This window comes from Xenorhabdus hominickii, from assembly GCF_002632725.1.
GTDB lineage: Bacteria > Pseudomonadota > Gammaproteobacteria > Enterobacterales > Enterobacteriaceae > Xenorhabdus > Xenorhabdus hominickii.
Genome location: NZ_NJAI01000013.1, coordinates 1 through 22,731, shown reverse-complemented (window position 1 = coordinate 22,731; position 22,731 = coordinate 1). Strand labels below are relative to the sequence as shown.

General features: G+C 42.7%; 9 protein-coding genes and 5 pseudogenes. 3 read left to right on the top strand and 11 right to left on the bottom strand.

Annotated features, from left to right (window positions below; genetic code table 11):
* Positions 1-88 precede the first annotated feature (88 nt).
* Positions 89-580, bottom strand: a complete 492-nt coding sequence (locus Xhom_RS23735; protein ID WP_099140018.1) for a hypothetical protein — start codon at positions 578-580, stop codon at positions 89-91.
* A gap of 427 nt (positions 581-1,007) precedes the next feature.
* Between Xhom_RS23735 and Xhom_RS23730 the strand changes: the two genes are divergently transcribed.
* Positions 1,008-1,517 carry an Hcp family type VI secretion system effector gene (locus tag Xhom_RS23730; RefSeq protein WP_099140017.1) on the top strand — a complete coding sequence of 170 codons (510 nt, stop codon included), beginning with the start codon at positions 1,008-1,010 and terminating at the stop codon, positions 1,515-1,517.
* Between the two features lie 14 nt (positions 1,518-1,531).
* On the opposite strand, the gene Xhom_RS23725 is transcribed toward Xhom_RS23730, so the two are convergent.
* From Xhom_RS23725 to Xhom_RS23710, 4 genes and pseudogenes are all read right to left on the bottom strand, one after another.
* Positions 1,532-1,837 carry a YjeO family protein gene (locus tag Xhom_RS23725; protein WP_099140016.1) on the bottom strand — a complete coding sequence of 102 codons (306 nt, stop codon included), beginning with the start codon at positions 1,835-1,837 and terminating at the stop codon, positions 1,532-1,534.
* The gene (locus tag Xhom_RS23720; protein WP_099140015.1) at positions 1,827-2,543 is read right to left on the bottom strand and encodes a hypothetical protein; all 717 of its coding nucleotides are present in this window, start codon (positions 2,541-2,543) and stop codon (positions 1,827-1,829) included. Before Xhom_RS23720 ends, Xhom_RS23725 begins: the two co-directional genes overlap by 11 nt.
* A gap of 128 nt (positions 2,544-2,671) precedes the next feature.
* Positions 2,672-2,866, bottom strand: a pseudogene (locus Xhom_RS23715) (DDE-type integrase/transposase/recombinase); the annotation flags it as partial.
* A 120-nt stretch (positions 2,867-2,986) separates the two neighbouring features.
* Positions 2,987-3,680 (bottom strand): annotated as a pseudogene (locus Xhom_RS23710) (IS6 family transposase).
* Between the two features lie 154 nt (positions 3,681-3,834).
* Between Xhom_RS23710 and Xhom_RS23705 the strand changes: the two are divergent.
* Positions 3,835-4,286, top strand: a pseudogene (locus Xhom_RS23705) (IS982 family transposase); the annotation flags it as partial.
* Between the two features lie 564 nt (positions 4,287-4,850).
* On the opposite strand, the gene Xhom_RS23700 reads toward Xhom_RS23705, so the two are convergent.
* The 6 genes and pseudogenes from Xhom_RS23700 to Xhom_RS23675 all read right to left on the bottom strand — a co-directional run.
* Positions 4,851-5,669, bottom strand: coding sequence for a class I SAM-dependent methyltransferase (locus Xhom_RS23700; RefSeq protein ID WP_099140014.1), 819 nt, complete (start codon positions 5,667-5,669; stop codon positions 4,851-4,853).
* A 19-nt stretch (positions 5,670-5,688) separates the two neighbouring features.
* On the bottom strand, positions 5,689-6,195 hold the full coding sequence (gene def, locus Xhom_RS23695) for a peptide deformylase (protein ID WP_099140013.1): 507 nt from the start codon (positions 6,193-6,195) through the stop codon (positions 5,689-5,691).
* Positions 6,196-6,210: 15 nt separating this feature from the next.
* Positions 6,211-12,354 carry an AMP-binding protein gene (locus Xhom_RS23690; protein ID WP_099140012.1) on the bottom strand — a complete coding sequence of 2,048 codons (6,144 nt, stop codon included), beginning with the start codon at positions 12,352-12,354 and terminating at the stop codon, positions 6,211-6,213.
* Entirely contained in the window at positions 12,332-17,836 is a 5,505-nt protein-coding gene (locus tag Xhom_RS23685) for a type I polyketide synthase (RefSeq protein WP_099140011.1), read from the bottom strand. Before Xhom_RS23685 ends, Xhom_RS23690 begins: the two co-directional genes overlap by 23 nt.
* A 22-nt stretch (positions 17,837-17,858) precedes the next feature.
* Entirely contained in the window at positions 17,859-19,562 is a 1,704-nt protein-coding gene (locus tag Xhom_RS23680; RefSeq protein WP_169928538.1) for a non-ribosomal peptide synthetase, read from the bottom strand.
* Between the two features lie 684 nt (positions 19,563-20,246).
* Positions 20,247-20,467: pseudogene (locus tag Xhom_RS23675) on the bottom strand (ISKra4 family transposase); the annotation flags it as partial.
* Positions 20,468-20,643: 176 nt separating this feature from the next.
* Between Xhom_RS23675 and Xhom_RS23670 the strand changes: the two are divergent.
* Positions 20,644-22,443 (top strand): annotated as a pseudogene (locus Xhom_RS23670) (Tn3 family transposase); the annotation flags it as partial.
* Positions 22,444-22,731: the final 288 nt, after the last annotated feature.

The window sequence follows — 22,731 nt, the reverse complement described above, 5'->3', positions numbered from 1 at the left end:
CGGAGACGGATATCGGTTTTTTTCCTTTATTGCATGATGGTCTAATATTGTGGGGTTGTCCAATTTTGGTTGGCCAGGGTTGGGGGTTTTAGGACAGATTGCGGTCCATCCAGGCAGACTGGCGTAAGAGGGCGATGGCATCCGATGGGGTGACTTTCCACGCGGCGGAGAGCTGACGGACCGTGAACACCGCGAGCTCCATGCGGTCATCGTCATTGATGAAGTTCTGGAGCGGGTTACCGCGCTCGCTCAGGACGATGGCGACACCGGCCTTGCCGTTGTTGTAGACCGCAAAGCTCTTATTCTTGGCCTCGCCATGATAGGAACCCTTAGCCTCGCTCCGGAGACCAAACAGTACACTGCAAAACGCGGTCAGCTCCCCACGAGTGAGCTGCACCGTGATCTTGCTCTTCCAGTCGGGGCTGGTTACGGACTCCCTGATGGGGGCGACCTCTATGCTCACCGTCGGATAATCCCCCCTGGTCAGCGTATGCTGGACGTTCAACCCGGTACGCTTTGTGGGGTCTTTCTGCCCATCGGAGAAAAACTTGAGGCTTTCACCGTAAGACTGTGCTGTCATGTCACATTACCTTGTCGTTTTCATTATCTTCATGGTTGAACGGAACCGGCATGAAGGTGTGTTTTTTGGGCGATTCAGCGGCACTGTAATGATTTCGCTCTGCAAAAATTACGATTATTTATCCACATCATCTTACTCAATCCACCTGACTTTTTCAAAATGTTGCCAGGTGAAACTTCTTTAACTGTTTTGCCGCATAAGGGCCCCAGACTTAATGGGATGGCCACCCTCACTCATTTTGGTCAAGGTTACAGTGAGGTCGTCATAAAACTTATAACAATTTGTTTTTAATGATATTGTCTGCTCTATTTAACCTCTTAACCGTCATTATGGTTCCTTTGCTCCTGAAACCCCGTTATAGTGGGATGTTTTTGTATTATTGGCGCTGTTAATGGCAGGAATACTCTATTAATCGAAAGGAGTTTGTGTGGCTAATTTAATATACGCAACGATAAAAGGAAAGAAACAAGGTTTAATATCTGCGGGGTGTTCTACCGTTGATTCTATCGGCAATAAATATCAGACGGGTCATGAAGATGAAGTGCTGATACTTTCTTTTGAACATGAAATAACAAGAATGAGTAATGTGAATTATCGGCCAGTCTCATTCATTAAGCCTATCGATAAATCTTCTCCCTTGTTGGGGGTGGCGATAGATAATAATGAAGAACTGGAAATAGAATTTTTCTTTTATAGAACCTCGATGTCTGGCGGAAATGAATTATATTACTCCGTGAAATTAAAAGGCGCATCTATCGAGAGGGTGAACGTTAATTACCCTCATTCGATAAATCACAATAATCATCAGCCAGAAGAAATGATTTCTATCAACTACAAAAGTATCACATGGCAACATCACACCGCTGGAACATCGGGTTATAGTTTCTGGGAAGTTTCTGGGAAGATAGAGTTTATTGATGTGAAAACCCCCTCTTAACGCCTATGGAGGGGTTAACACCACATTATTCTGATGAAGAATCGCCATACCCAATAGGCGATTAATGATAATGTCATGATATTGACCAGCCATGATTTACATTTCAATTTCACCGCGATAATAAGCAATGGAATGATGAATAACGCCGCGATAGGTGCGGTCACATCCCTGATATCATCAACCACCAGCGCCCTGTGAGCTTCACATGCGTTTTTGATGTCAATACCATCAATATAGAATTCCTCTTCAAAAAAAGAGCTGATATTTATAATCAATAAACAAAACGCGAAGTATGTGAGAGATAGTATTTTACTCCTCATAATTGATACCAAGAATCATGTATGTTGATTTTTTCTTTTCCAATAGTCTTCTACCATATGAACTATATTCTCTTTCAGGTGCGCCTATAGGGGCTTTCAATGAGTCTAATATGCTTTTTTTATCCCTTTCTATTCCTCGATTATATCTGACAGCGGCTAACAATATCTGTTCATCATTTAGCTTTCCGGTGTCAGTAATATTGGGATTATCATGAAGAATTAAATCTCGGAGATGAAAAGCGACAACCCTTATGTTGAATTCATCCATTAATAAGCAATTTGCTAATTGTAGTTGCTGAGTGTTTGTCAATGTAGATGGGTCTATGCCTAATGTTTCAGCCGCTGCCCTTAACTGAATGGCTAATACCCCCACAGAGGTGGCATTTGATTTTTTATTATTCCCATTCCATGTATCATTCAGCATTTGCCTTATTTGAAGAACGCCATAAGCCTTGAATCTATCTGGGGTTCCTCCTGCTTCTGCTACTGCCACGCCAGCCAACAAAAGAACAGGAATATTTGCTTCATGGGCATATTTTTTTATTCTCTCCTTGTTATAGTGTAAGTACGCTGCCTTATAAGCCCATAAGTAACTTTCTCCTGTCACAAGGTAAGGATTATCGGGAAGCCACTTGGCTCTCGCGTAATCAGTAGCATCAAATCGGGGAAATCCTAACTCATCAACGACGCAATAAGGATTTTTCATTTTGACATTTTCCATTCCATTATGAGATGGAATAATTTTGTGGCAATTGCAGAAGAAAATCCATGTATATTTACAGGGCACTGTTGCAAATAAAGTTGTCAATTTGATCTGTTCCGGCTCGAAGCAGGTTATAGACCAAATACTCGATTCACTAGACGCACTTCGCCTAAAGGTTGCCCATAATAAAAGCTTTCTGCCTGACCTTTGCGCAGAGCGCGCATCACTTCAATTCCTTTTATCGTCGCATGCGCGGTTTTTATCGATTTAAACCCTAATGTGGGATTGATAATACGCTTCAATTTACCATGATCACATTCAATCACCTGAGTGGGTCTACTCATCCAAATCCCCGATATTAAATCCCGCCGTTTTGATCTCCCGGAGTTGGTTTGGCAGTGTCGCGTTAACAGCGGCAAGTTAGCAAAAGTGGTGTTGCCGGTTATTTAGGCAGCCAGCAAATAGAATTGTTCCGCGGGTGATAATCCATCACTTTGTGGATGTTGATATTGCCCTTTGCGTATCATGTGAATCAGTTCGGTGCCGACCAGGAGCGTCTGTGCCCGGCGAAACGATTTGAACCCCAGCATCTGCGTATCCGACGTTTGATATTACGGTGATCTTGCTCAACCAGGTTATTCAGATACTTGCTTTGCCTGATGGTGATGTTTTCCTCTTCAGGTTTGTCGGCATTGAGCGTGGCCAGAGCCGCAGTATTGGTGCCGCTTTTATCGATCGTCACCATTTCAGGTTCGCCGTGGTGACGGATGGCCTTGCGAAAGAAACGCAACGCGGCGGCGGCATCCCGTTTGGCGGTTAGCAGAAAGTCGATGGTCTGCCCCGTGCTGTCAACGGCCCGGTACAGGTATTTCCACTGGCCTTTGACTTTGATGTCGGTTTCGTCCATTCGCCAGCGGCGGCCTACCGACCGGTTATGCCGGCGAAAGGCCTTATCCAGCAATGGCACCAGACGGATGAGCCAACGGTGAAGCGTGGAATGATCAACGATAACACCACGCTCAGCCATCATCTCCTCGAGATTGCGCAGACTCAGGGCATAGGCCAGGTACCACCGAACACACTGAGGATAACATCGGTGGGATAATGCAGGCGCCGGAAGGCTTTTCGGATCAATGACATGGTCAGGTAACACCATAAAAAAACAGCATGTTACCCGACGATGCCTTAATGCGACAGAACCTCATGGCGCGGGCAAATAAGTCCTTTATGACGCCGGATATATGGTAGCAAACCGTATCGACTCAATGCTTGCACAACCGGGGGCGTCCATATATGGTTTTACGGTTTCAAATTACACTTGATTGTTAACCATCAGGGCGAAATTCTGGCACTTAAAGTCACCGCGGGTAATGTGGATGATCGGGAACCTGTTCACGAATTAGTAAAAGAATTAACGGGTTCTCTTTATGGTGATAAGGGTTATCTTAGCCAGGAACTGGCAGAGGATTTAGCGCAAACCGATATCACTTTCATCACGAAAAAACGCCGTAACATGAAAGCGCATGCGCTGGCCGGTGGGATAAGATGATGTTATCAAGGCGTTTTATCATCGAAACAATTAATGGGCAATTAAAAACAATTTCTCAAATAGAGCATTCTCGCCACCGAAGTCTAAAAGGATTTTTGTTGACCGTTTTAGGTGGACTGATTGCTTACTGCCTTAAATGGAAGAAGCCGTCACTGAAAGTTTTCTACTCAGAAGAAAATTTTTCAGAAACGGCTTAAACGGAATTCGGGTTAAAGAAGCTTTAGAAACGTCAATGCCCACGCAAAGTGGATTTGGCTGACTCATATTACCCTGCCTTGCAAATACGTTATGGATGACGGACAACTGTTCGGGTTTCAGATGAGTGGCTCAGTGTATGCGTCAATAGCTCCTCAACGGGCTTAAAACCCTCAGGGGCTGGCGAGTTGCATACACTGTGCCAAATCATTTTTATGATAGTCGAATTTCAAGATACAAGGGGGCTGTCTGGGTGACTGGACAGCTCTACTCACCCAATACCCCGAACCGGTCAACGGATTACATCGAGGCTCGCAGCATCGACTGCAATAAGGCCGGAGAGCTGCAACCTACCGTCGATGTCAGCGTGATTTTTGTCTTGCAAACGGGATGCGTTCATATAGCCGATTTATGATTGAATTCGGTGACTGCCTAAACGGTCACATTTAATAAGATTAAGTGGCGATTACACAAAATCTTAAACAAGGTCAATTATTTATGGTCTCCAATATATGAAACACAATGATATTCAAAAAGATTCTGAATAACTTCTTAACTAGTAGGTTCTATGCGAGCTCTGTTTCAACCATAAAGAAATGTTTAGTCAACTCACCTTTTTCTAACTGACGGCAAATGATATGTGCTTCTTTATAGCCAGCTTTTTGTAATAACTGATTGAAATCATACAGTTCAAAACCAAAGAAAACCCCTTCATACATGCTGGTTTGTGCCGAATCGGTAATCACCATATTTCTATCAATCAGGGTTTTTTGATCTTCAAACCAGACTCGTCTACATAGCTGATAATGCGGTTGTTCACTTAGCAGACCACCTTCTGGATGGAACACCCAAGTACCATTACCCTGTTCCAGTGACTTCATGAATTCCAGATCCATCAATTCAAAGACCAGCTTTGCACCGGACTTTAAGTTGCGTTTTAGTTTTCTTAATAATGTATCAAGTCGTTCCAGATTGTTTGCGATACCGAAAAGTAACAGCACTAAATCAAACTGTTCGTTAGAGTCAAATTTATCTAAGTCAATTTGTTGATATGTTTCTGCTGATGTTGCGTGCTCTTTTGCATACTCTATTGCAGCAGGCGACACATCCACCCCTAATGTGGTTACACCTTTTTCTGCAAAACGCGTGGTGTATAGACCTGGGCCACAACCCAGATCAAGTAACTTATCTCCTTGAGTCAGATATTTATCAAACAGAAAGCTCACTTGGCGGTCTATTTCCGAAATAGTTCGACTGGCAAATTCACTGCCTTGATTCAAGTGTTCTTTGAGCATTCTTTGACTAAATGCCCTATCACCAAAATCCATGATGTAATCACTGCTACGTATCGCAGGAAGAAAGTCCTTTAATATTTCTGTATTCATTGTTTGAATTCCTAACACTTCATTTGTTATTTATCATTTTTTGCTTTTTAATCTTTTTCATCGCCATTTGACGCTTTAGTGGAGATAGGTAATCAATGAATATTTTGCCATGCAAATGATCTATTTCATGCTGCATAACGATTGCTAAGTAACCGTCATCCTCAACAAAAAACTCTTCACCTTCACGGTTTAGCGCCTTAACTTTGATTTTCTTAAAACGCTTAACATTGGCATAAAAACCGGGTACTGAAAGGCATCCTTCTTCACCAATATATTCACCATCGGTTTCAACAAGTTCCGGATTAATCAAAATTAATGGATTATCCCTAGTTGTAGAGATATCTATAATTGCTACGGCTTCTGTTCGCCCGATTTGTGGCGCGGCTAAGCCAATACCATGATCGGTGCTGTAAACAGTGTCTAACATATCGTCAATCAGTGTTTGCACCGTGCTCACACACTCAACTTTTTGATAAGTTACACGTAATCTTTCATCTGGAATCTCTATTATTTTTCTAACTGTCATTTATTTGCCTAATGTTTAATTGCCTAAATTAATTTTTTCAATGACTGCCGTAAATGCAGCAAAGAGCTCACTTGGAGTACCTTGTGTATAGAGATCTTTGACACATTCGACTTCAGCCATGCCACCTTGTTCATTCAGTGTCAGATTAAACACACTATCAAAGCGGCTGTATTTGTTGTTTAGTTCTACATCGAAACCCAACACTTCGGTTGTCTCACCAGTGTGGAATGAAAACGCATTCTGTACGAGTAACGCGTAATGCTCATGCCTAACGACATCAGGCACAAACGGAATGGTTTGAGATGTAGGACGCATCTGTATGAAACGTCGGTTTTGTGCTATCACTTCTTTGAGTTCAGGCACGCTATGCTGCGGGGACACCAATTGCACTCTGCTAGGGATGATGTCAACAAAATACCCAACCGCATCAAGCAGATTGTGTTCGGCTCGTTCAGAATAAGGGAAACCAATCACGATGTCATCTTTTTGTGTAAGCTGAATAACTGCTAATTGGTATACAGCCAAAGACAGCTCAAATAGTGATGCCTGAGTTAATTGGCTAAGCTGCGTTAGCTTCGCCGTATGAGCCGAACTCAGTTCAAAGCGTGTTTTAAAAGCCTCATTATTAGTTTCTTGCAGTCGCTGTTGAGTCGTGAACTTAAGTAATCCATTGTACCCAGCAAACACGTCCTGCCAAAACAATAAATTATCCTGTGGATTTTGCTGTGCAATCATCGAATTCTGATACCAGCAGAAATCCATAAAATCACATTCTGACGCAGGTAAATCGTCGCCATTATATAGTGCAATAAGCGCTTTATATATAGAAACGATACTCGCTTCATCTGCAATGATGTGATGTATGTTGATGAAAATCAGTGATTCTACTTTGTCTGCCAACGGCAGATAATAACATTCAAACAGCTGATCTGAATCCAACTCAAACGACTTCATCGCCAGCTCTTTACAGATTGTGATAGCTTCTGCTTCGTTCGCAACAGGATACACCTTGAGAGCCAATGTGGTGTGCTGCTTACACATCATCACCAGCTCATCGTTGTCATCATATTCAAAGGTTGCGCCTAACACGCGATGCCTGAGCAACAACTGTTGTAACGCAATTTGCAACTGAGACTCGTTAAAATGTTGTGTAAAGCGCTTACCAACCGGAATGTTGTACAGCGCTTGATGACATGACAACTCATGAGAAAAATAGAGATTTAACTGCTGAGAGGTCATCGGGTAACTAGGGTACTCAGTCGGTATCATTATACAACTCGGCACATCGTCTGATGTCAGCGAATCAATATGTTCAGCCAACCCTTTGATTGTAGGGTGCTGTAAAAAGTCTACAAAAGAGAGACGTTTTGACAGCGTGCTTTGCACAAAGTTAATAACTTTAGGTACTAGTAAAGAGTGTCCACCAATATCAAAAAAGCTATCAGTAATACAAAACTGGTTGGAATTTAATAATTGCAGCCAACATGTAAGGAGTTGCTTTTGGGTGTCTGTCGTCGCAGCGATGTAGTCACACCCTACACTACCTACCTGTAAAGGTAGCTTCGATTGATCAACTTTGCCATTAATCGTTAATGGAATTTCATCAACCACAATAATTGCCGAAGGGATCTGGAAAGGCTCTAACTTATGACGCAAATAGGTCAGCACATCACTGTGTAAATCGTTATCAGTAATATCGTGTTTACCCTTAACAACATAGGCATAAATGCTCTTACCATTATTGTCTACCACGCAGACATGAGAGTTTGCCACGTACTCATGAGCAGAGAGCACTTTGTTGATACCACCAAGCTCAACGCGATTACCACGGATCTTCACCAGTTTATCTAAGCGCCCAATGTACTCAATGTCCAGGTCTGGATTGTAACGAGCAAGATCTCCTGTCAGGTACAGGTAATAGCAATCATCCAAATCATAGTTTGGATTGATAATAAATTTCTCGTCGTTCAGCGCTGCTCGTTTGTTGTAGTTCGGTCTCAGCCATGGCGCACCTATAGCTATTTCGCCGACTTCACCGACTCGACAACTCTGCTTTTCAGTGTTAAGAATATACACAAAGGTGTCATTGATAGGCTTACCAATCGGCACACAGGTATGTTTATCCTGCAACTCGAAAATATTAAACCAGGTAGCAAAGGTTGTGCACTCTGTCGGCCCGTAGCCATTAACAAACTGATTTAGTCGGCAATGTGAGCTGCTTAAAAATGCACGAACGGTGGTGATCTGTAGTGCATCTCCACCAATTAACAGGTTTTGGAACGGAGCCAAGGCTTGTGGGTAGTTCGCATAAATATCGTTAAAAAGCGACACGGTAAGCCACGCGGTGTTAATCTTTTTACTGATCAGCTGCGCTTCGAGAGTCTGATAATTTAGTAATTCTTGCTTGGTTAAGATACTGCAACTGATACCGTTGAGTAACGGCACAAAAATCTCCAGCAAAGACGCATCAAACGCAGGGGACGATGCAACCAAGAAGCGATCATTTTTATTCAGCTTAAGAAAATTAGGCTGTTGTGCCAAACGTAAAATTGAATCTCGACAAATCGACACGCCCTTAGGAACCCCAGTAGAGCCTGAGGTATAAAGTAAACAAGCTTCGTTACTATGTATGTCAGTCGTTACAAGGTTTTCATTAGTCATTATGCTCAGTTCAAGTTGGCCAACATAAATAGACTGCTCGGCAGGTTGAGTCACAATAGTGGCAACAAGTTCTGCATCCTCGGCGATAAACTCTAATCTTTGTTGTGGGTAATTTGCATCGAGTGGCACAAATGAACACTCGGAAGACAAAATCGCCATAATAGAGACAATGTATGCATATGATGGTTCAATCTGCACCCCGATACGGCTACTAGATGGCATGTTACGTTGTTGCAAAAACTGCTGCATACGAACAACATCACTAGCCAGTTGTGAAAACGTGTAACTGTTATCTTGCTCAATAACGGCAATTTCATTGGCCGCGGTCTGACAGGCTAATGTAAGACAATTCATCAGTGGTGTTGGCTTAAGTACATGATGACTATTCTGTGCTATGAGGTTCAGCTTTTGGCTCGTCTGAGACTCGTCATCCCATTCCACAGAATTGCGAATTTGCTGTTTGAAAATATCTGCGATAACTTCAACATACGCTAGATAGATGTGTTCACTGTCAAACTCAAATGACACCTCTAATTGATCATCAATTAAGCGACAATGAGCAAATAGGTCAAAGCGTGCTTTTTCAATCGGCAACTGCATAAACTGAGACTCACAACCCACAAGAGTCAGAGCTTTATCATGTCCCGTATTTTGCATTGCGATGCCTACCTGTAAGCAATTTAGGTTTACATATATTCGCTGTGCAGCGCAGTGTTGCTTGATTTCATCTAAATAGGCCTTGGCATGGCACAAACATTCACAAATATTTTGATGCACCTGTTTTAAAGTAGGTTGTTGTTTGTAATTCAGACGCACAGGAATGGTATTGACAAACATTCCCACGATATCAGCAGCGTCATCTCTGTTTGCACTAGGAACGGCCAGTAACACTTCATCTAATGCACTGAAGCGACAAAGTGCTACGCCGTAATAATACACTAAGTAGCCAAATAGGCTGATGTTATGCTCTTTTGCCCGTTGCGAGATTAAGGCTGTTAACCGACGTCCAAGCGTTACGCTAAACTGATTTTTGTGCGTAGTTATCTGGCTGGTTTGATTGAGCGTTACATCCGTTCTTGGAATGATCACAGGGTCTGGACTGTCTTGTAAGTAAGTCTGCCAGTAAGCTAAATCACTCACAAACTGCTCAGAATCACGATAATTAAGCATATTATACGTGGCTTTTGAGTAAGCAAAATTCGGCGTGTAATCAAGAAATTGCCCACTGTTGAGCAACTGATAGTTAAAACCAAGCTGTTCTATGAGCAAGCTAACTGACCAGCCATCCAAAACAAGGTGAGTCGAAAACACCAGCAACACGAATTGATGCTTTTGTTGTTCAATCAGTCGAAAACGGATCAATGAGCCGCCATCAAGCTCTATAGTATGCTGAACTTCGTCTTGATAGATCTCTTTCCAACGTCGCCCTGTCAGGTGCTCGAAGTCTAATACATTGCTGGTCGCAACATGTTGCATTAGCTGACCTTTGTCTTCTTTTAGACTGGTTTGTAGGACATTGTGTTTGGCAAGTAACGCAGCACACGCTTCACGCAAATGCTCCACGTTTAATGGGCCGTGAATTCGATAGCCAAATGTCAGCAAATTCTCATGTTGTTTGGTAGAGATCTGCTCTACATACCACAACCTTTTCTGGGCGGGTGAAATAGGTAACTGACTTAGCAACTCACTACTTATCTGTTCATTAGGCTGCGCAACATGTTGCGCTTGTTTGGCAGTAATACACTTCGCCAGTGCCGCAATATTGTCATTTAATAAAAACTCACTAATCGAAATTTGTATACCGAGTTTGTCGGCAATTTGACCCAACAATGCATATATCTGTAGAGAGTTACCACCTAGCTCAAAAAAGCCGCGGTGGATATCAGTGTGTACATTAGCATGTACCAATGTTGTCTCAAATGCGCGCGCAACAGCCTCGCTCACTGCACAGCCATAAACAACATGCTGTGATGGAGCTGTTTGTTCAATTCGTAACTCCAGTGCTTTTAAATCAGCTTTACCATTTCGTGTCATGGGTATATCATCTACCACCACAAAACGATTCGGGATCATGTATTGTGGTAATTTTTTCTGTAGATGACGACGAACGGTTTGCTCACATGTAGATAAGAAGTCTTGACTAGTTTCAATGTAGGCAACCAGAGCCTCATGATTGTAACGCGTATCAGGTCTGACGTAGCAAATACGCACTGCTGGGACGGTATTAATGATTTGCTCAACCTGTGACAGATTGACTCTAAAGCCCCTAATTTTTACTTCGTTATCTTTACGGCTAATAAACTCTAAATTTCCACACGACAATTGTCGTACTATGTCTCCAGTTTTATAAAAGCGTTGTCCTTCAACCCAGTAGAATTTCTTTTTAGTTTCTTCTGCACAGGTATACCCCAGCGCCACGCCCTCGCCTGAGGCGATTAACTCCCCAGCTTCCCCTTCTTTTACCGGATTTAAATCGCTATCCACAATGCTCAGTGAAGTACCTGAAATCGCCTTTCCAATTGGTACACTGGTATGCTGCTGCGCTAACTTAAAAATATCATAAATTGTTGTAAAGGTAGTATTTTCTGTTGGCCCGTAGCCATTTAAAAACACCTCTAAATGACAATGCTCACTGTTTAAAAACTGCCTAACTATTTCAATATTCAGCACATCGCCACCGATCAGAAGCTTACGGATATGCGATAATGCCTGAGGGTGACGCGTGACTATCGTATTGAACAATGCCACCGTGAGCCAAAGTGTATCCACCTTCTTAAGTTGCTGTTCAAAACACGCAAAGTCTAAAACATCATGTTTATCGATAACATATACACTGCCGCCATTGAGCAATGGATACCAAAGTTCAAGGGTCGATGCGTCGAATCCAATCGATGAACAATGTGCAACACATTCACCTTCACTGGGTGTCAAAAAATTATTATTGATCACTAACCGTGTTATGCCTGAATGTGGTATTAGTACGCCTTTTGGCGCACCAGTCGAGCCTGACGTATACATAATATACGCCGAATGACTCATCATATTTTCGGCGATCGAAGTGGTTCGTCCGTGTGCTAAAATATTATCCACCAGATAACAGTGAATATCTTGCGCTAACGCTTCATCGCTCATCACTTGTTTAGCGCCACAGTCTTGACAAATAAAGGCCAATTGCTGGGTTGAATAAGTTTTATCAACGGGCACATACGTCAGACCCGCTTTCGCAATACCCACTATCGCTATCACTGCTTCAATAGATCGCTGAATGTACACAACAACGGGCGTATTGACCTTATCTGCAAGCAAAGTATTGGCCACCTTGTTAGCAGCCAAATCTAGTTCCCGATAGGTTAAGCGCTGATGCTTATCAAACAGGGCAATTTTGTCTGAGTGGGTCTGTGCAGAGGCATTAAATAATGAGCCAATGTCAACACCGCTACGTTCAGTTAAACTTTTATCCTTAATTACTGATATATCAAGACGCGAAAAATTGGTCATTTTCCAAAAACTCCACCAAATTACTCATAAAATCTTTTGGCTCAGGAAAAGCCAAGTTCAATGAACGTGTCAAAGCCGCTGTGTTATCTACCACAACATTACGATAGTCATGAGCCAAGTCATCTCTATGCGTCTGCTGCGCGTAGTAAGGTAAAATTGGGTACAGTGCATTGCTTTGGTCAACTTTGCTTAGCTCATGCTCAATCCAATGCTGATAAGGTACACCCTCAAGCTGGTGGCCACGCGTTTTGAGCAGCGAAAAGATGTCTGTCATTTGTGCTACATGAGGGGTGGGCACGTTGTACACTGTGTTTTCATTACACAGACAAATAGTCACTATCAGCGTCGCCATAAAGTCTACCGGTGTGAGATTGATTTCATTTTCAACATCGGGATAACTTCCTAACTGCAAACAGCCTTTTACAAACAACCATAAGTGGTCACTGTATGGATTGAATGTGCCCTTGGCTGAGTCGCCCATAATACTTGAGGGTCGAATCACGTTGACACTGTATTTTCTGTGCACTGCTTGCTCTAACAACACCTCTGCCGCCCACTTAGAACGGGCATAACCATTTGCACCTGATGCAGGCTTGATAGCCAAGGTTGGCAAATGCTCGGTATAACGATGGGTATCATTCAGCTCAAACGCACACGCGAGCGTCGACACAAAGTGTAAATGCTTGTGCTGATGAGTAGACGCCATTTCCAATAGCGTTATTACACTAAGCGTGTTTGTTGGCTTTAGACTACGATAATCCAGAATATGATTAACCTGTGCCGCATTATGTAGGATATCCGTAACGCTCTCGCATAGTGCTTGATATTTATTGCTATCAAGGCCCAGTAAAGGTTCTGCCACATCGCCACACAATACACTTAACTTATCTTGTGACTGTCCTGGCGCATAGCGCTGCAACTGAGATGTGACTCGCTTGTACGCATGCTTATGATCTGTACCTCTAACCAGTGCAATCACCTTGGCCACTTCATCACGCGCCAACAAGGTAGAGACTAAATTGGTGCCAAGTAAACCCGAGGCACCTGTAACTAAGAAGACTTTCTGGGGGTTGCCTGCCAAAGCAAGTGGCTGTAACGATGCCGGCAGTACTAAATCGTCATACACATCATCCGTCGTAGAATGTGAAGCATCTTTGCAAATTAGTTCTACCAAGTGTGAAATCGTCGGATTATCAATAAACTTGTGTAGAGGCAGCTGAAAACCTAGCTGATCACGAATACGCTTGGATAGTTGTGTAAAGATCAACGAGTCACCACCTACATCAAAGAAATTATCGTTCTGATTAACCACAGGTAAATCAAGTAATTCTTGGAAAATCTCGGTTAGTTGCTCACTTACTTGTTTTGTGGATAACCCTGTTAGGCCCGCCTCAGCCTTAAGTATCTCTATCACATTATGCAGTGTTGGGTTATTGATGAATTCATGAAGCGGCAGCGACAAACCTAGCCTATCTCTGATTTTCGCTATGAGCGAAGTAAACATGACAGACTCACCGCCTAGGTCAAAAAAGTTGCTGTTCAAGTCAACTTTTTCAATCTCAAGGCAGGTAATAAACGCCTGTTTTGCAACTTCTTCTATATGATGTAGTTCATGATTTTGTGCACTTGCACGCGTCGATATTCCCGTCGTCACCCATTGCTCAATACGTGTTTGTAAGTCATGTGTCGATACAATCACATGGCGCTCATTCATCAGTTGGAAAACATGATTAAAAATGTCGGCACAATCCAGATTATTAATAGACAATGCTTTGATTTCTTTAGACAGTTCAGGATCATCATGTAAGTCCCAGCCATCCCACGACACACTCAGCCAACGCGTACCCGTGGTACTTGCTTTGAACGTTGCAAATTCATTCATATACTGGTTCACAAATGCATACGTGCCAAGACCAACACCACCAAGTACCGTGGAGATGGAAGACATTAATAAACAAAACTCTGGCTGATATTTTTGGCACAGGTTATCTAATGTCGTTAAGCCATAGATCTTCGCAGAGAAGTGCTTTTGCATATTCTCAGCATCTGTTGATAGCACAGGTAACAACCCTTTTGAATCTGTGTATGCGGCACTGTGAATAATGCCTTTTAACGGACCTGACTGCGCACTGATGTTGTCGATGAGATCATGCCAAAGTGGTTCATTGGTTACACATGCACAGGCATATGAAACACGTTCACAGTCCTTTAACATGGCAAACGCATGCTTGTTTTCGATGTTATCAATAAGCGAGTCATCCAGCGCGGCCAATTTAACATGAGGGAGGTTTGTCGATTTTCGACCAAGCAGCACTACATCTAATTGGGTCTGCTCAATCAGATATTGCGCCAGCGCTAAACCCACTTTGCCCAATCCACCTGTGATCATCACAAAGCCTTGTTGTGGCAAGGTATAAGGTTCATCCACTGCGCGCAGAGGTGCGTACACCTTGTGCCAAAGATGTCTGCCATCGAAGTGCAGTGCATTAGATTGCATATTCACTTTGCTTAATTCTGATGTCAGTAACTGTTGTCTATCAGTGCCATAGCTCAGCAGCTTAAAACTAATGCTCGGTGATTCTTGTGCGATGACATTACACAAAGCGCTCAGCGCATAACCATAACATTGTGACAATGACTCAGCACAGGGCACTGAGCTACTTTTGTACAGTACATAACCCTGCATAGTCCCTTCCGGACGCAGGGTTTTAAGTTCATCAATGAATGTCGTTAAGCTATCAGGTGTAATGTCATTAGCTAATTCAAAGCCGGTATAAATAAAGCTATCGCGCTGTTGCAGCCAGTTTGCATAACCCGCAATTGGAGTCGCTATATCGACAACCGTCAAATTCGCTGGGTTGATAGCCCATGAATCTTGATATAACCACTGAGCAACATCTTGTTTTCCCTGCTTGTAGAATACTTCACTAGGCTTTTGAAAGTATTCCACTTTATCAAAAACATATCCAGGCATATTCAATTTTTGCCACTGGAAGTCGATATGTGGGTTAACCTTAATACCGTATGACCAGCACTGCCCCAGCAATTGGGTTATCCCGCCATTGTTTAATGTGCCTTTTACTTTGACATATTTATCGCTCACATTAGTGGTATTGTTAAAAACTATATTCTGCATAGTACTGCTGACCCCTAAGTCAACATATACCGCGCTTTTTGCATTGATAGCCTGAATACTTTGCCCAGCCAACACCGGAGCCATAACCTGATCTAGCCAGTATTGTGCATTGCATGTTTTTCTAAATGGCAGTTTTTTACCCGTTAAATTAGAGTAAACGCTGCCACCGACCTTATTAAATTGCACTGAGTCTAAAGCGGCCTGTAAGGCTGGCAGTGCGCTTGCAATCATAGGGCTATGAAACGCTTTATTGGTTTTCAATTGATTACATTTAATTCCCACACTGTTCAAAGTACGGTTCAAACTTGCAATATCATTTTGTGAGCCAGATACCACAGTCATGCTTTGGCTATTAATCGCGGCGATGGTCAAAGTACCAAATAAAGATGATTCAAGCTTATTAGCTTCCTGAAAGACCGCTAACATTGCGCCATCTTGACATGCTTGCAATGCCACCGCACGACAAGCAATTAATTTGACCGCATCATCAAAGCTCCACAAGTCTGCAATAGCAGCAGCTATCCACTCACCTAAACTGTGACCAATATATGCGTTAAATTGAACGCCTTGCGATTTTAACAGCTGTGCCAATGCATATTGAATAGAAAACAAAATGGGCTGCGCGTAGAGCGTCTGATATGAGCTAATATCTTTATCGTAGACTTCATCCAGTGCCACTTTTGATAAATCATCTGGCATTCCCGAGCAGTTTGCGAAAGCTTGCATACACCTGTCAAAGTACTGGGCAAAACCTGTCACATGCTCATAGTAAAAACCAGCAGCCCCTTTGATATCACTGCCTTGTCCTTCAACTACCACAACAACGTCTGGAGTTGCCACGGTTGAGACAATTTTGTGCTCTGCACTGCGCAGGCTATTTTTCAGAGTCTTGATATCGTTTACTATATGAAAGCGGCGGACTTTTTCCTGTGCCCGGCACAAGGTTTGTGTACCAAGAACATCTTCAAATCGCACCTCTGGGTGTACGTCTAACCAGTGAGCGAGAGTTTGTTCCAAGGCATTAAGTGCACTTTCACTTCTGGCCGAAATAGGCATAACATATTCACCCACCTGAGCCGATACAAGTGATTGCGGCTGCGTGCCTTGATACGCCTGCATGATCAGGTGACAGTTGGTACCACCCATACCAAATGCGCTCACTGCGGCGTACGGTTGAGGCTGGCTAAACGGCTGATTCGCGCTAGGAACAGTGAATGGACGGCACTCCATCGCCAACTCAGGGTTGTAGTCAGTCAGATAAGGTGAACCAACAACCATATTGTTTTTCAAAGACATCGCTACTTTGATAACACTGGCAACTCCCGCCGCAGCATCGGTATGGCCTATGTTCCATTTCACCCCACCCAGTGCATAATGGCCGGCACTTGGCTTGTCATACACTTCACTCAGTGCTTCTATTTCAATCGAATCACCAATCGCTGTGGCCGTACCATGGCATTCTATAAATTCCACTGCTGATGCATCAACGCCGCTATTCACTAGGGCTTGAGCGATAACCTCGCTTTGACCTTCTATACTCGGTGCAGTGTAACCTACTTTTCTGGCACCATCATTATTGATAGCGCCACCTTTGATCACCGCATAAATTTTGTCATCATCGGCAAGTGCGTCTTCTAATCGTTTAAGCACTAACACACCAACCCCACTTGAAGGAATTGTACCGTCACTTTCGCTCGAGAATGGCTGACACCTCCCCGACTCAGACAGCACGCCACCTGGCATGTACTCATATCCTTCACCGTGCGGTGTATTAATACATGCACCCCCAGCCAACGCGACATGGCTTTCGCCATTTGTTAAGCTACGGCACGCTTGATATATAGCGACCAATGAGGAGGAGCAGGCAGTAGATAGCGTATATGCAGGCCCCTGCAAATTTAATCGATAAGCAACCTGAGTTGCTACACAGTGATGACTATTCCCTATGGTCAATGAGTACTGTAAATTTTCATCCGCATTATACTTTGAATTCGCAAGGGATTTATTAAAATACTGATTTGTTCCCACACTCAAAAAAGTACCGATGTGATTTCTATCAAGGTGTGCTGTGATATTGCCGTCATAAAGCGCCAATACACTGTGTTCAAGTAACTTTCTTAACTGTGGATCCGTTAGTTTTGCATCACGTGGGGAGAGATTAAAATAAGGCGCATCGAAACTATAAGCATCTTTTAATACTCCCTCAGCAGCTATTTTGTGATTAAGCACTGTGACAGGATCCAAAGACGTCACAACCTTGTGATCTTTAATCATCTGCCAGAATTCATCTTTTGAATCTGCGCCGGGAAACGCGCAAGAGATACCGATTATTGCCACATCAGCCATGTTTACTCCGTTAACATATTAATTATTGGCAAACAAGAGATTTGACTAACTCTGCCTGTTCCTTGATGGAAGGTTTTTTGAACAACTCTGTGACTCTAACCTTTATCTTAAAGGCTTTATTCACTTCTCTTTGAAGCTTTAAGATCAACACCGAACTTCCGCCAACATCAAAAAATCTGTCATCATGGTCGATGTCATTGGTGCCTAGTAACTTGCTCCAAATTTGGCAGATTTGCCCGTCTATATCAGACGCGTCGTGGGTATCGCTCGCTTCGCACGCATCTGTGATTTGTGCCAATAAGGCTTTTCTATCAACCTTGCCGCTAACGGTATGCGGAAATTGCTTAACTCTGATTAAACGGTTGGGTTGCATGTAGCGTGGAAGGTGCTGCGATAGCCAGCTTTGAATATCAGACTCAGTTAACTCGCTTGCACAATAGAACGTAATGATCTGATCTTGTAGGTTATTCTTGTACAAAACAGTGGCTGAACAGATTTGTTTATCTATTTGCATCACCATATTATCTATTTCAGTCAGATTGACACGAAAGCCATTGAACTTAATGGTGTTATCAGTTCTGTGCGAGTAAACCAGTAAGCATTCCTCATTAAAATAAGCAATGTCAGAGGTTTTGTAATACCTTTGCTGATCTATCTCAATAAATTTTTCCTGAGTTTGTACCGCATCCTTAAAGTAACCTAGAGTAACGCATTGACCACCAATCAAAATTTCGCCATGTACATTGGGTAAAGTAATGTCATTTAGGTGTTCATCTACGAGCTTAATCGTGGCGTTACTCAAAGGTTTGCCCAAAGGCAAAGGGAATGAGTCATGAGTTACAGGATAGGTAACATTCCAAATACATGCTTCAGTTGGCCCATAGCAATGAATTAGTTCAAAATCGAGCTTGCTAAAGATATCTGATATGATGTTGTTTTTTAATGGCTCCCCACCAAAAAAAAGGCGATTGAAGCTATCGATATGTTGAAAATAAGGGAGAACCCCTGCATTGATCAACGCGGTTGTGATAAACGCTGTGGTTACCTCTAGATCCTTGAGTGATTCTTGAGCTTTGTGTGGATTTGACCACACTTCAGGTGGCATTAAACACAGTGTTCCTCCGTTTAATAGAGCACTCCATAATTCAAACTGAAAAGCATCGAATGCCACAGAAGAAAACTGTGCAATACGAGCTGTACCATCTATATTTTTTGTTGCCTCGATAAAACTGAGTATATTCTCATGGCTCACCATAACTCCCTTTGGTTCTCCAGTACTTCCAGATGTATAAATAATCGTAGTAAGTTTATTTTTGGCTGTTTTGAAACCAGTTACTTCGACTTTAGCAGATAATTCATCAAATCGGATTGAATCACAAACATCATTTTTACTTGATATTATTAATTTTGATTCGGATTGTTTAATTATATTCCGCTTTCTAGATAATGGGGTTTTATTATCAAAGCAAATATACGAGCAATTAACTTTTAAAACCCCAAGAATACATATTATTAACTCAGGAGAAGGAGTTATATCAATACATATTGTGCAACCAATGAAACCTCGATTATACAAATTTTGTGCAACCAAATCAGATTCAGTTTGAAGCTGGGAATATGTAATTTCTATTTTATCACCCAATATTGCAACTTTTCCTGGGTTATTCTTGATACTTTGCTCAAAAGCATCCACTATACTAGAATGTAAAAAATTATCTTTATTCATTGAATAGCCTAATTTTTTTATGTTCACCATGGAGGTTGCGATTAAGTGAAACGCATCTTCCTTGAGGAAACCTTAAATCATCTTTTTGATGCTATGAGGCTCAAATATTTAAATTTTTAAATTTTTACTAATTAAACATTGCCGCAATAGCGCTTTACTGACCTTTGCGTTCAAAGGTTTCATGTTCTTGGTTCTGCCGCATCAGGGTGAGAGTGTGAACGTTTTATGAACACAATTGGCGCAAAAACAACCCTCAATTAGATTGAATTTAGAGCAAACTAACACACCCTGTCACCAAAATAGCTTGGATATTGTTCGTGTTGTTTTTAATTTAAGCACTCGCGCTCTCGCCCTATCTGTCGCATTAAGTAGTGCTCGGGTAATATATCGTGTTTTGATTGATAATTCTGATGGTTCTGTCGCATTAATCAGTGCTCGGATTAATTACATTAGGAATGATTTACCCTCTAAATAAACTTGATATTAATTCATGTCAATATTATTTTTTGTTTGGTTGAAATGGTATTTTTATCGGACTCGTGCTTTTAGCTGTTTTATTTAATCTAAATAAGAACCATACAGGTGTTAATATCGGATACTTATGCAAGTTACTTATTTTGGTTGCTATGATACTTTTGTGTATTGGTACAGGGTGAGGGCGGCCATCTCATTAGTGTGGGGCACTTATGCAGCCATCTTTTCTGCCCAAGAATGCTCAGCTTCGTCACCTAATTTTATGCCCGGATACCAATGCTCAAATTGGGTTTTCAAATCATCATTGAGTACCGCCATGCGGGTTTGAATTAAATAATGCGTACCTTGCTGGCTCCATTGCATCTGCTGCCTTTTCACCATCTGTTTGGCATGACTTTATTGATCGTCCATTCAACAAATGAAGAGGAAATGAAGAGCGTAAAAAAGTGTGGGGCATGGATTTGGTGAGAGCTGGATAAAATAGTTTAACAACTCAGGTTACGGGGAATTGTGGCGATTGAGTGATTCTCACCGCTATCTGATAAATACGCTTAATTGCTTAATTATATTGAGCTAAAAAAGTGCCCCACACTTTTTTACGCTCTCCTATATCGGTCTGGATTTTGCCGGTAGTGATCCTGCCAGTCCATGGCTTAAAGCGCTCATCTGGGCTAAAGATATCTTCAGCAAAAAACAGCGTTTTTCACAGCGGCCGCTGGCAACATTACCAAAGCGACTACGCCCGTATCTGCTGATATTTGACGAGGACGGCAATCCGGCTCATTTGCACGCCGACCGCTATGAATTCTGGCTATACCGTCAGATAAGAAAACGGTTTCAGTCAGGCGAATTTTACCTTGATGACAGCCTGCAACACCGCCATCTTTCCGACGAGCTGGTTGCAAATGAAGAAAAGCGCGATGTTCTGGCGCAAATGGAGATCCCTTTCCTACAGCAACCTGTTGATGTTTTGCTGGATACCCTGTCATCTGAATTACATCAGCAATGGCAGGTTTTCAATCGCGAACTGAAACAAGGCCAGCTTAAACATCTGGAATACGACAAGGACACACAGAAATTACATTGGCGCAAACCCAAGGCGGATAATCGAAAACCCCAGGAGCAAATATTTTATGCCCGGCTGCCGTTCTGCGATATTGCCGATGTCCTCAGCTTCGTGAATGAACAGTGTCATTTTCTGTCGGTGATGAAACCTTTACAGCCACGTTATGCGAAAAAACAGGCCGAAACTGACAGTTTGATGGCGGTCATCATTGCTCAGGCCATGAACCACGGTAATCAGGTGATGGCACGAACCAGTGATATTCCCTACCACATTCTGGAAAATACTTATCAGCAGTATCTGCGTCAGGCGACATTACAGGCCGCCAATGATTGTATCAGTAATGCGATTGCCACACTGCCGATCTTTCCGCATTATTCGTTTGATCTTGACGTCTTGTACGGTGCGGTCGATGGACAGAAATTCGGGGTTGATCATCCGACTGTGAAAGCTCGCCACTCACGTAAATATTTTGGACGAGGCAAAGGTGTGGTCGCTTACACCCTGTTGTGTAACCATATCCCTCTCAATGATAGGCACAAACGAATATGAGGCTTACCATGTCTTTGATATCTGGTATCGCAACACCTCGAATATCGTGCCAACCGCTATCACCGGTGATATGCACAGTGTTAATAAGGCTAACTTCGCGATTTCGCGATCCTGCACTGGTTCGGCCTGCGTTTTGAACCTCGTTTCACCAGTCTGAATGCGCAACTCCAGATGTTGTATTGTGCTGACGATCCGGGAATGTACAAAAAATGCCTGATTCAACCCATTGGCCAAATTGACCGACAACTCATTATCCGCGAAAAAGCCAATATTGACCAGATTGTTGCCACGTTAGGGTTGAAAGAAATGACCCAAGGTCTGCTTATTCGTAAGCTGTGTACTTATACGGCACCCAATCCAACGCGACGCGCTATCTTTGAGTATGATCGGTTGGTACGCAGCCTCTACACATTGCGTTACCTGCGTGATCTGCAGTTAGAACGGAACGTACACCGCTCACAGAACCGGCTTGAATCTTATCATCAACTCCGTTCAGCCATCGCACAGGTCGGCGGCAAAAAGGAACTCACCGGACGAACCGACATTGAAACGGAAATCAGTAATCAGTGTGGGCGATTGGTTGCTAACGTAATCATCTACTATAACTCCGCGATTTTATCCCGGTTACTGAATAAACCAGAGGTATCAGACAGCATCAAGACACGGGCATTGATAACTCAAATGTCCCCTGTCGCCTGGCAGCATATTTTGCTGAATGGGCATTATACCTTCCAAAACGAAGGTAAAATTATTGACCTTGATGCGCTTATCGCAGGGCTGAATTTCGGCTGACGAAATTTTCGGCGGTTCCGGCTTAGCAATGGCATTCGGTTAAATCCTTATCGGCGCATCAAAAGAATTCCATCGTGTTCTGGGTTTCATCGATTTCCGTGGGTAGTGCCTCTCTGGTCTCACCCGTTGTATCATTCTTGCCATAAGTGCATGAAGAGTGTAATAAAATGATTTTAAATGCTTTTTTATCTTACCTTGTATTAGTAGAGGGAGATGTTTGACGACAAAAAACAAACAGTTTTTTGAATTCAGCTTCTGTTTTTTATCCAGGCTCTCCTTGTTATCGAC